Below are 12,812 nucleotides of genomic sequence, written 5' to 3'. Positions count from 1 at the left end.
CCATGGACGCCACGACCCTCCGAGAGCTGCAGACCCCGCTCAAGGCGCGCTACCGGGACGACCCGGCCGCCGCGGTCGTCACGCTCGCCGCCGACGGCGAGCTGGACGGCTCCGGCGTCGCCTGCCGCGTGCGCACGGCCACCGCGCTCGCCGAGGCAGGCCTGGACCCGGCCACCGGCGGCGACGGCACCCAGCTGTGCTCCGGGGACATGCTGCTCGAGGCGCTCGTCGCCTGCGCCGGTGTCACGCTGCGGGCCGTGGCCACGTCGCTCGGCATCCAGGCGAGCGGCACCGTGCACGCCGAGGGCGACCTGGACTTCCGCGGCACGCTCGGCGTCGACAAGGAGGCCCCGGTCGGGTTCCGCGAGATCCGGCTCTCGTTCGACCTGGACACCACCGCGAGCGAGGACGAGGTCGCCACGCTGATCCGGCTCACCGAGCGCTACTGCGTGGTGCTGCAGACCCTCAAGTCCTCCCCCGCCACCTCGGTGAGCGTGCGCGCGTGATCGGCGCACACGCACTCCTGCGGTCGCTGCGGGCCAGCGGCGTCGACACCTGCTTCGCCAACCCCGGCACCTCCGAGATGCACTTCGTGGCAGCCCTCGACGGGGTGCCCGAGATGCGGGCGGTGCTCACCCTGTTCGAGGGCGTCGCCACCGGGGCCGCCGACGGGTACGCGCGCATGGCGGAGCGGCCCGCCGCCACGCTGCTGCACCTCGGCCCCGGCCTCGGCAACGGCCTGGCCAACCTGCACAACGCGCGCCGGGCCGGCACGCCACTCGTCAACGTCGTCGGCGACCACGCCACCACCCACGCCAAGTACGACGCCCCGCTGCAGTCCGACATCGCCGCGATCGCGGGTGCCGTGTCCGGCTGGGTGCGGGAGAGCACCCTCACGGCCGAGATCGGCGCCGACGCCGCCGCCGCGGTGGCCGCGGCGAGGGCCGGGCAGGTCGCCACGCTGGTGCTGCCCGCCGACGTGAGCTGGGGCGACGGCGGCGAACCGGTCCTCACCCCCGACGAGGTCGCCCGGCCGGCCCGCGCCGAGCCGGACGCGATCAGCGAGGCCGCGCGGGTCCTCTCCTCCGGCGAGCCGTGCGTGCTGCTCGTCGGCGGCGACGCCACCCGGGCCGCCGGGCTCGCGGCGGCCGACCGCATCGCCGCCGCCACCGGGGCGCGGGTGCTCGCCGAGACCTTCCCCACCCGCCTCGAGCGCGGCGCCGGGGTCGCGCCCGTCGACCGGCTCGGCTACGTCGTCGACGTGGCCGTCGGCCAGCTCGCGGGGGCGCGCCACATCGTGCTGGTGGGGGCCCGCTCGCCGGTGTCCTTCTTCGCCTACCCCGGGAAGCCGTCCGACCTCGTGCCCGCCGGGTGCCACGTCCACGCGCTCGTGCCGAAGGAAGGCGCACTCACCGGCGGGACCGCCACCGCGGCGCTGGAGGAGCTCGCCGACCTGCTCGCCCCGGGCACCCGGGCGCGGCCCGCCCCCGCCGCCCGGCCCGAGCTGCCCACCGGCGCGCTCACCGTGGAGAGCGCAGCCGCCGTGGTGGGTGCCCTGCTGCCGGAAGGCGCGGTCGTCGTCGACGAGTCGGTGACCTCGGGACTCGGCCTCCCCGCCGTCACGGCCGGCGCCCCGCGCCACGACTGGCTCACGCTCACCGGCGGCTCGATCGGCTACGGCCTGCCCGCCGCAACCGGCGCAGCAGTGGCCTGCCCCGACCGGCCCGTCTGGTGCCTGCAGGCCGACGGCAGCGCCATGTACACCATCTCCGCGCTGTGGACCCAGGCCCGCGAGGGCCTGGACGTCACCACGCTCGTCTACCACAACAGCGCCTACGCGATCCTGCGCATGGAGCTGCTGCAGACGGGCGCCGCCGAGCACCTCGCGGGCGACGGGGCCAGGGCAAGGGCGCTGCTCGACCTCGGCCGGCCCGACCTCGACTTCGTGGCGCTCGCCGCGGGGATGGGCGTGCCCGGTGAGCGCGTCACCACCGCCGAGGAGCTCGCCGCCGCCCTCCGCCGCGCCTCCGCCGAGCCGGGGCCCCACCTCGTCGAGGCGATGGTGCCACCGCTGCTGCCCTGATCTGGGCGTTCCGCGCGCCCGTTCACCGCCGCGATCATGCGCTTCGCCGTACCAGCGGGTACGTGGAGCGGTGGCGGACGTACAGTGTCCTACGCGTGACACTGCGTTCGACGAACCTGCGCCGTTCGGCGATACTGCCTGGTTCGACGACACTCGCGGTTCAGCAGTACTGCGTTCGACTGTGATGCTTGGTCCGCTCGTCCCGGGGATGCGTGATGACGACAACGGTCGAGGACTGCCGGTCCGTCGACCATGCCATCGCGGTCCCGGTGAGCGACGAGCAGCTGTGGCAGATCTCCGCCGAGTTCCTCGCCCACGGCCTCGTCCGCGGCGAGCACGTCGTCTACTTCGACGACGGGAGCTCCGACCGCGTCCTCGAGCGGATGACCGACGACGGCGTCGCCGTGGCCGGGCCGCTGCGCGAAGGCCGGTTCACCATCGTCCCGAGCGACCGGCAGACCTCGCCACGCGAGGTCGCCGAGACGGTCCGTGCCACCGTCGACGCCGCACTGGCCGCCGGCTTCCCGGCCGTGCGCATCACCGGGCGGCTCACCTTCGTGGCGAGGCAAGCCGGCGGCGAGGCAGGCATGGCCGACTACGACCGCGTCATCGAGGAGGTCGTCCGCCACCGGCCGGCCCACGTGCTGTGCATCTACGACCGCGGCCGCTACCCCGATGAGGTCGTCGAGTCGATGCGGGCCGCGCACCACACGGAGGTCGTCGCCCCCTCGATCTACGACGACGGCCTCATGCGCATCACGGCGATCGGCGCGGGCGCCGCTCGCGTCGCGGGCGAGTGCGACCACAGCAACCGGCCACGCATCCGCAGCTTCCTCGAGGCCGCCCTCGACCGGGCGCTGCGCCAACCGGACGCCCCCGCCGACATCACCCTCGACATGTCGTCGCTGCGCTTCCTCGACGTCGCGGGCGCCGTCGGGCTCGTCCACGCCGCCGAGGAGTTCCCCAACGCGCACCGCCTGGTCCTCACCGGCGTCCGGCCGAACGTGCAACGCGTGCTCGACCGGTGCGGCGCGCCGTTCGCCACCCAGCTCGTCGTTCGCACCCGCAGCGACCTCCCACCGGTCGACGTCGCTCCCGTCGGCCAGGCCTCTCCCGAGCAAGCCACGGCATGAGGATCGAGACCACCCGCTCGGCCAACGCGGTTCGCCTCGAACACGCGGCCGGTTTCCACGGCTCCACCGCGGAGCTGCTCGACCAGCTCGTCCCGCTCGCCGAGCAGGCCGTCGACCGCGACGAGCCCCTCGCCACCGCGCTGCAGCCCGCCACCGAGCGGTCCCTCGCCGACCGCCTCGAGGGCCGGCTCCCGGCCGAGGAGCGGCTGGTCCGCCTGCGGCGGCCGGACGCAGGCCCGGCAGGCGCGTCCGCCCAGACGGTCGCCGCCCGGTGGGCCCTCGACCTGCGCGCGCTGAGCGTCGCGTCGGGCCGTCCCGTCACCGTGCTCAACGAGCACACGGCCGCGTTCGACGGCGCCGACGGCCGCTTCTGGACCGAGCTCGACGCGGCCCTCAACGTCGCGCTCGCCGACCTGCCGGTTCGCATCACCTGCTTCTACCCGGAGCTCCCCCTGCACCAGGAGATCCTCGACGGGGCGCGGCGCAACCACCCGCTACTGCTCACCGACGGCGAGCTGCGCCACAACCCCGGCCACCACGATCCGCGCGCCGTCCTCACCGCGCGGCCGGCCGCCCGGCCGCCCCTGCTCGGCCCACCGGACGTGCGGCTGTCGTTCAGCGCGTGGCAGCTCCACGAGGTGCGCACCGCCGTGGAGGGGGCGCTCTCCGGCCGCGGCTACGAGCGCGAACGCGTGGAGGACATCGTCCTCGCCGTCAACGAGGTGGCCACCAACGCGGTGGAGCACGGCACCCCGGAGGCGCAGCTGTCGCTGTGGACCGGGGCGCACGGGTTGTTGTGCGAGATCGACGACGCCGGCACGCTGCGCGACCCGTTGCCCGGGCTGCAGGCCCCGCACCCCGCGGAACCTCGCGGGCGGGGCGTCTGGATCGCCCGGCAGCTGTGCGACTCGCTCCACGTGTGGGCAGACACCCGTGGCACCCACGTTCGGGTGCACGCCGCGCCATGAGTAAGATGACCGGTGACTCGCAAGTCACTCGGACGGCCGCAGAGCAGCCGGAAGTGTGACGAACATGCCCCTTGGCAAGGCGGTCGCTCGGGAGAACACTCTTTCGCGGACTCGGGCGCTGTCATGCTGCCGACGGGTCCTCGCGAGCTTCAGCCGAGCACTCCACACATGGGACGATCATGTCTGACGATCAGCGACGATCTCGCACGACTCAGGCGCACCCGGGCGCACGGCACGCGGTGCGCGTGCTGGGGTCCTTCACCCTCGTCTCGGACGGGGCCGCGGTGCCGCTCGGCGTCGACTCGCGCAGGCTGGTCGCCTACCTCGCGGTGCACCCGCGGCCGCAGGAGCACGCCACGCTCGCCGCCGACCTCTGGCCGGGCGTGCCCGCCGCTGCTGGGCAGCGCCTCCTCGCCGAGGCGGCCACCGCGGTCGGCATCCCCACGCTGTTCACCGACGGCGACCTCACCGGCCCGCTCTCCCTCGCCGCCGACGTCCACGTCGACCTCAGCGACGCGCTCGGTCTCGTAAGGGCGCTCCCGGAGATCCCGGCGGGCGACAGCCCGGACATCGCGCTGCTGTCGGCCGACATCCTCCCCAGCTGGACGGCCACCTGGATCGCCGTGGAGCGCGAGCGGTTCCGCCAGCTGCGGCTGCACGCCCTCGAGGAACGCAGCCTCCGGCTGTCCGCGGCGGGCCGGCACGCCGACGCCGTCGCGCTCGCCGAGCTGGCCGTCCGTGCCGCACCGAGCCGCGAGAGCGCTCGCCGGGCCCTGATCGAGGCCCATCTCGCGCAGGGCAACATCGCTGCGGCCATCGCCGAGTACGACGCGTACGAGGAGCTGCTGCGCTCCAGCGTCGGCGGGCCCGCCTCCAACGGCCTCGACGCCCTCTTCCCGCCCTCGCCCGCCTGGCCGGTGCTGCGGGCCCGCCGCCCCGTGCCGCGCTCGGCAGTGCAGCTGCCCGGGCTGCGCGGGGTGCGCGGCGCCGCGGGCGGCACGCGCAGGCTCGTCTCCGGCGGCGGGGCGTCGCGCCCCTACTGAGCGGCTCCCACTCAGCGCCTTTCCGGTGTTCGGGACCCGGGTGATCGGGTACCCGCAGGGCATGCACAACACCTCCGAACCGGACGTCGAGGTCGACCCGCAGGTCGCGCGCAGCCGCGACACGGGAGGCGTCGATCCCGACCGCAAGGACCGCGCCGACCCACGCCACGGCGACCCGGACGGGCCGAGCACGACCGGCACCGACGAGAACGAGGAGTTCGTCGGCCGTATCGCCGGTCAGGACTCCGGCTTCGAGGGTGAGACCGGCGCCGAGGCGCGAGCGGAGCGGGAGTCGTGAACCGGCGGGACGGCAACGAGCTCACCGGGCTCGCGAAGCTCGCCTACAAGCCGATCGGCCTGTTCTTCGGGATGGTCGGCGGCCTGCTCGCCGGCAAGGTCTTCGGGATGATCTGGAAGAGGATCTCCGACGAGGACGAGACCCCGCAGCCCCTGTCCGACGACTACAGCACCCGTGAGGTGCTGCTGGCCGCCACGCTGCAGGGCGCCGTCTTCGGGCTGATCAAGACCGCGGTGGACCGGTACGGGATGAAGGGCGTCCGGCGCTTCCTGGACACCCCCCGCGCACCGGCGCACCGCCGAGCGGAGGTGTGACGACATGCCGGGCAAGGACGCGATGCCGAGCACCGTGGAGCGCTCCGACGAGAAGGCGAAGCGCACCTGGGTGGAGACCTACGACTCGGCGATGGAGACCTACGGCGACGAGGGCGGCCGGGCCCGCCGCGTCGCGTTCTCCGCGCTCAAGCACACCCACGAGAAGGTGGGTGACCACTGGGAGCCGAAGGGCCGCAAGGGCCCGTCCGACCAGCAGGCCTCCGGTCCCGGCCGCCGCACCGACCGGCCGACCGCGGGCGGCGTCGACGCGAACGCGTCGAAGAAGCACCTGATGGACGTGGCGAAGAAGCTCGACATTTCCGGACGCTCGTCGATGAAGAAGGACGAGCTCGTGGACGCCATCCAGAAGGCGAACAACCGCAAGACCGCGAAGTCCCGCGGCAAGAAGTGACCCTCGTGAGTGGATACGCGCGCCGGAGCACGCGTATCCACTCACGACCGGGTCAGCCCAGGGCCCGCAGCCGCGGGAGCACGTCCTCGGCGAACTGGGAGAGGAAGCGCTCCTGGTCGTGGCCGGGGCCGTGGACCACGAGGTGGTTCAGCCCCGCGTCGATGTACGGCTTGATCTGCGCCACCGCCTCGTCCGGGTCGGAGGCCACGATCCAGCGCTTCGCCACCTGCTCGATGGGCAGCTCGTCGGCGAGGCGCTCCATCTCCACCGCCGATCCGACGCTGTGCTTCTGCTCCGCGGAGAGCGAGAGCGGCGCCCAGAACCGGGTGTTCTCCAGGGCCTGGTCCGGGTCGCGGTCGTACGACAGCTTGATCTCGATCATCCGGTCGACGTCGGCGGCGTCGCGCCCGGCGGCCGCCGCGCCCTCCTCGACGGCGGGGATCAGCTTGTCCGTGTAGAGCTCCATCCCCTTGCCCGAGGTGCAGATGAACCCGTCACCGGCCCGCCCGGCGTACTTCGCGACGACCGGGCCGCCCGCCGCCACGTACACCGGCACCGGCTGCTCGGGCCGGTCGTAGATGGTGGCCCCGACGGTGCGGTAGTACTCGCCCTCGAAGGACACCTCACCCTCCGTCCAGAGCGCCCGCATCAGCTTGATCGACTCGCGCAGCCGGGCGAACCGCTCCTTGAACTCCGGCCACTCCCGGCCGGACACCGCGATCTCGTTCAGTGCCTCGCCCGTGCCCACCCCGAGCATCACGCGCCCCGGGTACAGCAGCCCGAGGGTGGCGAACGTCTGGGCGAGCACCGCCGGGTTGTAGCGGAACGTGGGCGTCAGCACCGACGTCCCGATCAGCACCCGCGACGTGCGCTCCCCCACGGCCGCGAACCACGCGAGCGAAGCGGGCGCGTGCCCGCCCTCGTGCCGCCACGGCAGGAAGTGGTCCGACGTCACGACGCTGTCGAGGCCAACCTCCTCCGCGCGCACCGCGTACTCCACCAGCTCCCGGGGCGCGAACTGCTCCGCGGACGCCTTGTAGCCGATCCTCAGTTGTCCTGCCGCCACGACGGTTCCTTCCAGTGCGATCTTCTGCTGTTCCCAGCCTGCCACTTCCCCAGTTATGGACCTCGAGCCGAGTCGAAGTGGTTCGCTCGGGCAGATGAGCGAACTCGAATGCGCGGGCCGCCCCACCGACCTACGGTCGAAGCAGCCATGACCGAGCCCCCGCCCGCACGGGCCAGCCTCGCCACGCTCCGCCGCCTCGCCCCCTACGTCCACCCGCATCGGTGGCCGCTGCTCGCGGGCGGTGCGGCGGCACTCGCCGGCACCCTGGCGGGGCTGACGGTCCCGCTGGTCACCCGCGCGATCGTGGACGGTCCCATCGCCCGTGGCGAGCTCGGGGCCCTGCCGTGGCTGGTGCTCGGGGTGCTCGGGCTCGGCGTCGGAGAGGCCGTGCTGTTGTTCCTGCGCAGGCGCCTGGTGGCGGGGCCGAGCACCGGCGTCGAGGCGGCGATGCGCGCCGACCTGTTCGCGCACCTGCAGCGGCTGCCGGTGTCCTTCCACGACCGCTGGCCGTCCGGGCAGCTGCTCTCCCGCGCCACCGCCGACCTCAGCACGATCCGCTGGTTCGTCGCCTTCTCCGGCATCTTCCTCGTGGTCAACGTCCTCACCGTGCTGGTCGGCATCGCCGTGCTGATGTGGCTGTCGGTGTGGCTCGGGGTCGTCATCGCCATCGCCGCGGTGCCCCTGCTCGCCCTCACGCTCCTGCTGGAGCGGCGGTTCTCCGTCGAGGCCCGCCGCGCCCAGGACCAGGCGGGCGACCTCGCGACCGTCGTCGAGGAGTCGGCACTGGGGATCCGCGTGCTCAAGTCGCTCGGTCGCGGGCGACGGCTCACCGAGCGCTTCGTGGCCGACGCCCGCGGCCTGCGGGGCACCGAGCTGACCAAGATCCGGCTCCTCGCCGCGCTGTGGGCGGTCCTCGTGCTGCTGCCGGAGTCGGCGATCGCCGTGGTGCTCGGGCTCGGCGCGTGGGGCGTCGCGAGCGGAACCCTGACGATCGGCACCCTCGTGGCCGCCGTCACCGTGATGACCTACCTGTACTGGCCGATCGCGTCGATCGGCTGGCTGCTGGCCGAGGCGAGCAACGCCGCCGCCGCGACCAGGCGGTACTGGGAGGTCCGCGACGTCGTGCCGGAGATCGTCGATCCCGCCGAGCCGTTGCCGCTGCCGCATCCGGTGCGCGGCGCGCTCGAGCTGGCGGGCGTGCGGTTCCGCTACCCCGGCGGCGACCGGGAGGTCCTGCACGGCGTCGACCTCACCCTGCGGCCCGGCGAGACCCTCGCTCTGGTCGGTGCCACCGGGTCCGGCAAGACCACCCTCACCGCGCTCGTCACCCGCCTGTACGACGTCACGGGCGGCGCCGTCCTGGTCGACGGCGTCGACGTGCGCCGGCTCCGCCTCGCCGACCTCCGCACCGTCGTCGCCCCCGCGTTCGAGGACCCCGTGCTGATCTCGGCGAGCGTGCGCGAGAACGTGCTCCTCGGCTCACCAGGACATTCCGACGAGCAGGTCTGGGAGGCGCTGCGCGTCGCCAGCGCCGACGGGTTCGTCGCCGCGCTGCCGTGGGGTCTCGACACCCGCATCGGCGAGCAGGGCATGTCCCTCTCCGGTGGTCAGCGCCAGCGGCTCGCCCTCGCCAGGGCGGTGGTCGGGCACCCGCCGGTCCTGGTGCTCGACGACCCGCTCTCCGCCCTCGACGTGCACACCGAGGCCGAGGTCGAGGCCGCGCTGCGCCGGGTGCTGGGCGGGGTCACGGCGCTCGTGGTGGCGCACCGGCCCTCCACCATCCAGCTCGCCGACCGGGTGGCGCTGCTCGACGACGGCCGGATCACCGCCGTCGGCACGCACACCGAGCTGCTCGCCGCCGTGCCCGAGTACCGCAGGCTGCTGGCTAGTGCCCCGCCCCGGAAGGTTGGCGCGTGAATCGGTGGATCCAGGCGTTCGCTGGCAAGGCGCCGCGCGACCCTCGTACCGGGCGTACTCGGGTCGTGCGGCAACGCGGCCAGCGGGCGCCTGGGCCGCCGAGTTACGTGGTGAACCTTTCGGGGCGGGGCACTGGCAGCGGGGAGGACCGCGAGGAGGTGGGGGCGTGACGGCCGAGACCGACGAGGCGTGGCGCGGGGTCGCCACCGGAGACATCAACGGGGACGAGGAGGCCGACGCGGTCGACCGGCGAACCGGTCTGCGACTGCAGGCGCGGGCCCGCCGGCTCGTCGCCGAGCTGCTGCGGCCCCACCGGCGCGCGGTGACGCTGGCCGCGGTGCTGCTGGTCGCCGAGAACGCGGTGATGCTCTCCGGCCCGTTGATGGTGGCGTTCGCCATCGACGCCGGCGTGCCGGCAGCCCTAGACGGGCGGCCGGGCCCACTCGCCGCCGCCATCGGTGGCTACGCCGCCGTCGCGATCGCGGGTGCCGGGCTGCGAACGGCGTTCCTGCTGCTGTCCGGGCGCATCGGCCAGGACCTGCTGCTCGACGTCCGCAAGCGGCTCTTCGCCCGCGGGCAGCGCCTCTCGCTCGACTTCCACGAGTCGTTCACGTCCGGCCGCCTGATCTCCCGGCTCACCAGCGACGTCGACGCGCTCTCCGACCTGCTGGAGAAGGGCCTCGACGGTCTCTTCGGCGCGCTGCTGTCACTGGTCGGCATCACGGTTCTGCTCGTGTGGATCGACCCCTTGCTCGCTGCCGTGGTCCTGGCCGGGTTCGTCCCGCTGGTGCTGCTCACCCGCTGGTTCCAGCGCCGCTCCCGGGCGAGCTACCGGCGCACCCGCAGCACCGTGGCGCGGGTGATCGTGCACTTCGTCGAGTCCGTGAACGGCGTCCGTGCGGTGCAGGCGTTCCGCAGGGAGCCCCGCAACGACGAGATCATGCACGCCCTGACGGCCGCGAACCGCGATGCCAACACCGCCGCGTTCCTCACCGTCGCCTGGTACGTGGCGACGGTGCGGCTGGTCGGCAACGGTTCGCTCGCGCTGGTGCTGCTGCTCGGCGGGCTGCGCGTCGTCGACGGCGCCCTCGCCCTCGGCGCGCTCACCGCGTTCGTTCTCTACCTGCGCCGCTTCTACGACCCCCTCGACGACCTCGCCCAGTTCTTCAACGCCTACCAGTCGGCCGCCGCCGGGCTGGAGAAGATCGCGTCGGTGCTGGACACCCCCGTCGGGGTCCCCGAGCCGGTGCGGCCCGTTCCGCTGCCGGATCCCGTACGCGGAGAGCTGGAGTTCGACCGGGTCCGGTTCGCCTACCAGCGCGCACCGGACCGCACGGTCCTGCCGGCGTTCTCGCTGCGCGTCCCCGCCGGGCAGACCGTCGCGCTCGTCGGCGCCACCGGGGCGGGCAAGTCGACGCTCGCCAAGCTCGCCGCCCGCTTCTACGACCCGACCGAGGGTTCGGTGCGGCTCGACGGGATCGACCTGCGCGACATCGCCGACACCGAGCTGCGCTCGGCGCTGGTCATGGTCACGCAGGAGGCGTTCCTGTTCTCGGGTTCGGTGGCCGACAACATCGCGATGGGCCGGCGCGGGGACGGCACGCCGTCCCGGGCGGAAGTCGTGGCTGCCGCCGAGTCGGTGGGCGCACGCGAGTTCGTCGAGGCGCTGCCCGAGGGCTTCGACACCGACGTCCGCAAGCGCGGCGGCCGCCTCTCGGCCGGCCAGCGCCAGCTCGTCGCGCTCGCCAGGGTGCTGCTCGCCGACCCCGCCGTCGTGCTGCTCGACGAGGCCACGTCCTCCCTGGACATCCCGTCCGAGCGGGCCGTGCAGGCGGCCTTGGAGACGGTGCTCGCCGGCCGCACCGCGCTGATCATCGCCCACCGCCTCTCGACGGTGCTGATCGCCGACCGGGTGCTGGTCGTGTCCGACGGCCGGATCGTGGAGGACGGCCCGCCGGACGCCCTCCTCGCCGAGGACGGCGAGTTCGCGAGGCTCCACGAGTCCTGGCGGGCGAGCCTTGCCTGATGTCGGGAAAGCCACCTCCACTGGACCGCAGACGGAGAGCGCCGACCTACCGGCTTCTCGACCCCGGGTCATCTCCGATGCCGACCAGCGGGCGCTCGACCGGCTGCGGCAGCGGTTGGAGCACTACGGGGTTCGAGCCGAGGAGTACGGCATCGTCACCCCGAAGCCCGACGCGTTGGTGATCGAGCCCGCTCCGGGGCCGGCGGGTTGGCAGGTGCGGTTCTGGGACGCCAGTCGCGGGCCGAACCGCCGGCCGAAGGTGTACGACCACGCGGTGGACGCGGCGAAGGTGCTGTTGGCGGAGCTGCTCTGGCGCGACGATCTCGATGCCGTTCGCGGGGGCGGCGGCGAGCGAGCGGGGGCAGCCCGCGAAGCAGCTCCCGTGGCCCCGGCGGCCGACATCCAGGCGCTTGCCGGCGAGCCGCCGCTGTCGTTGCTCCGGGATCGGTCGGCGATCGTGTTGCCGGCCGGGACCGAGGTAGACCGGTTCGGCAGCGAGGGCGGCAACCTGGTGTACGCCGGAGGAACACCGTTCGCCGAGCGCTCACTCCCGGCGGACTGGGTGGGCCGCCCGTACCACGCCTATCGAGTGGAACGACCGATCTCGGCGCTCCACGGCGTCGCTGTGCCGTGGTTCGGTCAACCCGGCGGTGGCAGGGGCTACTTCTTGGCGCGCGCGATCCGGGACTTGTTGGCCGATGGCAGCCTGGTGGAGAGTCGCCGCCATCAGCGCCCGTGAGGCCGTTCAGCACGCCGCGCACATCCGGGGCACCTACTCGGCGACCACCGTGTTCGTCAGGGCGCCCAGGCCCTCCACCTCCACCGTGATCGTGTTGCCCGGCTCGACCGGCTGGACGCCCTCCGGCGTGCCGGAGAGGATCACGTCGCCGGGTTCGAGGGTGGTGAACCGGGTGATGTACTCGATCAGGTACGGGATCGGGAAGATCAGGTCCTTGGTGCGGCCGTCCTGGCGGCGCTCGCCGTCCACCGTGCACGAGACGGCGACGTCGGTCGGGTCGAACTCGGTGTCCACCCACGGCCCGATCGGGCAGAACGTGTCGAAGCCCTTGCCGCGGGTCCACTGGCCGTCGGAGCGCTGGATGTCCCGGGCGGTGACGTCGTTGCCGCAGGTGTAGCCGCCGATCACGTCCCACGCGTCGGCCGCGGCCACGTTCCGCGCGGTGCGGCCGATCACGAGCACGAGCTCGGCCTCCGGGTCCACGCGCTGCGAGAGCGCCGGGTACACCACGTCGGCGCCGGGGCCGACCACCGCGGCGGCCGGCTTGAGGAACAGCAGCGGCTCCTCCGGCACCGGGTTGCCGAACTCCTCGGCGTGCGAGCGGTAGTTGCGCCCGACGCACAGCAGGGTGCGCGGGGTCACCGGGGCGAGCAGCGACACCTCGTCCAGCGGGCCGACCCGCAGATCCGTGGTCCGCAGGTCGGTGAACGGCGTGCCCTCGGCGGCCAGCACGACGCCGTCGTCCAGGACGCCCCAGGCGGGGCCGTCCGGGCTCGAGTAACGAACGATCTTCACAGGTGTCCCTTCCGGCCG

13 protein-coding genes are annotated in these 12,812 nt (G+C 73.6%); 11 read left to right on the top strand and 2 right to left on the bottom strand.

Features of this window, described 5'->3' with window-relative positions; genetic code table 11:
- The first annotated feature begins 2 nt into the window (after positions 1-2).
- The 8 genes from FB388_RS14155 to FB388_RS14120 all read left to right on the top strand — a co-directional run bounded on the left by FB388_RS14155 (position 3) and on the right by FB388_RS14120 (position 6,251).
- Entirely contained in the window at positions 3-506 is a 504-nt protein-coding gene (locus FB388_RS14155; RefSeq protein ID WP_142101085.1) for an OsmC family protein, read from the top strand.
- Positions 503-2,083 carry an acetolactate synthase large subunit gene (locus tag FB388_RS14150; protein ID WP_142101082.1) on the top strand — a complete coding sequence of 527 codons (1,581 nt, stop codon included), beginning with the start codon at positions 503-505 and terminating at the stop codon, positions 2,081-2,083. Before FB388_RS14155 ends, FB388_RS14150 begins: the two co-directional genes overlap by 4 nt.
- 215 nt (positions 2,084-2,298) lie before the next feature.
- Positions 2,299-3,216, top strand: coding sequence for an MEDS domain-containing protein (locus FB388_RS14145; RefSeq protein WP_142101080.1), 918 nt, complete (start codon positions 2,299-2,301; stop codon positions 3,214-3,216).
- A complete protein-coding gene (locus FB388_RS14140; protein WP_142101078.1) occupies positions 3,213-4,184 on the top strand; it encodes an ATP-binding protein in 972 nt (323 codons plus the stop codon). The genes FB388_RS14145 and FB388_RS14140 overlap by 4 nt, the downstream gene beginning before the upstream one ends.
- Before the next feature lie 245 nt (positions 4,185-4,429).
- Positions 4,430-5,227 (top strand): AfsR/SARP family transcriptional regulator, encoded by a 798-nt coding sequence (locus FB388_RS14135; RefSeq protein WP_170225605.1) that lies wholly within the window; start codon positions 4,430-4,432, stop codon positions 5,225-5,227.
- A 61-nt stretch (positions 5,228-5,288) separates the two neighbouring features.
- The gene (locus FB388_RS14130; protein WP_142103076.1) at positions 5,289-5,525 is read left to right on the top strand and encodes a hypothetical protein; all 237 of its coding nucleotides are present in this window, start codon (positions 5,289-5,291) and stop codon (positions 5,523-5,525) included.
- Positions 5,522-5,839 (top strand): DUF4235 domain-containing protein, encoded by a 318-nt coding sequence (locus tag FB388_RS14125; protein WP_246121910.1) that lies wholly within the window; start codon positions 5,522-5,524, stop codon positions 5,837-5,839. The genes FB388_RS14130 and FB388_RS14125 overlap by 4 nt, the downstream gene beginning before the upstream one ends.
- A gap of 4 nt (positions 5,840-5,843) precedes the next feature.
- Positions 5,844-6,251, top strand: a complete 408-nt coding sequence (locus FB388_RS14120; protein ID WP_142101073.1) for a ChaB family protein — start codon at positions 5,844-5,846, stop codon at positions 6,249-6,251.
- Positions 6,252-6,303: 52 nt separating this feature from the next.
- Here the strand turns inward: FB388_RS14120 and fgd are convergent, their stop codons facing one another.
- Positions 6,304-7,317, bottom strand: a complete 1,014-nt coding sequence (fgd, locus tag FB388_RS14115; RefSeq protein WP_211361909.1) for a glucose-6-phosphate dehydrogenase (coenzyme-F420) — start codon at positions 7,315-7,317, stop codon at positions 6,304-6,306.
- A gap of 147 nt (positions 7,318-7,464) precedes the next feature.
- Between fgd and FB388_RS14110 the strand changes: the two genes are divergently transcribed.
- From FB388_RS14110 to FB388_RS41065, 3 genes are all read left to right on the top strand, one after another.
- Positions 7,465-9,234, top strand: a complete 1,770-nt coding sequence (locus tag FB388_RS14110) for an ABC transporter ATP-binding protein (RefSeq protein ID WP_142101071.1) — start codon at positions 7,465-7,467, stop codon at positions 9,232-9,234.
- A gap of 166 nt (positions 9,235-9,400) precedes the next feature.
- Positions 9,401-11,260, top strand: a complete 1,860-nt coding sequence (locus tag FB388_RS14105; protein ID WP_142101069.1) for an ABC transporter ATP-binding protein — start codon at positions 9,401-9,403, stop codon at positions 11,258-11,260.
- A gap of 115 nt (positions 11,261-11,375) precedes the next feature.
- Entirely contained in the window at positions 11,376-11,999 is a 624-nt protein-coding gene (locus FB388_RS41065) for a TNT domain-containing protein (protein WP_342787899.1), read from the top strand.
- A gap of 33 nt (positions 12,000-12,032) precedes the next feature.
- On the opposite strand, the gene FB388_RS14095 is transcribed toward FB388_RS41065, so the two are convergent.
- The gene (locus FB388_RS14095; RefSeq protein WP_142101067.1) at positions 12,033-12,794 is read right to left on the bottom strand and encodes a fumarylacetoacetate hydrolase family protein; all 762 of its coding nucleotides are present in this window, start codon (positions 12,792-12,794) and stop codon (positions 12,033-12,035) included.
- Positions 12,795-12,812: the final 18 nt, after the last annotated feature.

The sequence above is a fragment of the Pseudonocardia cypriaca genome, assembly GCF_006717045.1.
GTDB lineage: Bacteria > Actinomycetota > Actinomycetes > Mycobacteriales > Pseudonocardiaceae > Pseudonocardia > Pseudonocardia cypriaca.
This window is presented reverse-complemented; position numbering and strand designations above follow the sequence as displayed.

What these genes read in the sequence shown, in the direction of transcription:
- FB388_RS14155 (WP_142101085.1), top strand. Translation starts at nt 3, where the DNA reads ATGGACGCCACGACCCTCCGAGAGCTGCAGACCCCGCTCAAGGCGCGC.
- FB388_RS14145 (WP_142101080.1), top strand. Translation starts at nt 2,299, where the DNA reads ATGACGACAACGGTCGAGGACTGCCGGTCCGTCGACCATGCCATCGCG.
- FB388_RS14140 (WP_142101078.1), top strand. Translation starts at nt 3,213, where the DNA reads ATGAGGATCGAGACCACCCGCTCGGCCAACGCGGTTCGCCTCGAACAC.
- FB388_RS14130 (WP_142103076.1), top strand. Translation starts at nt 5,289, where the DNA reads ATGCACAACACCTCCGAACCGGACGTCGAGGTCGACCCGCAGGTCGCG.
- FB388_RS14120 (WP_142101073.1), top strand. Translation starts at nt 5,844, where the DNA reads ATGCCGGGCAAGGACGCGATGCCGAGCACCGTGGAGCGCTCCGACGAG.
- FB388_RS14110 (WP_142101071.1), top strand. Translation starts at nt 7,465, where the DNA reads ATGACCGAGCCCCCGCCCGCACGGGCCAGCCTCGCCACGCTCCGCCGC.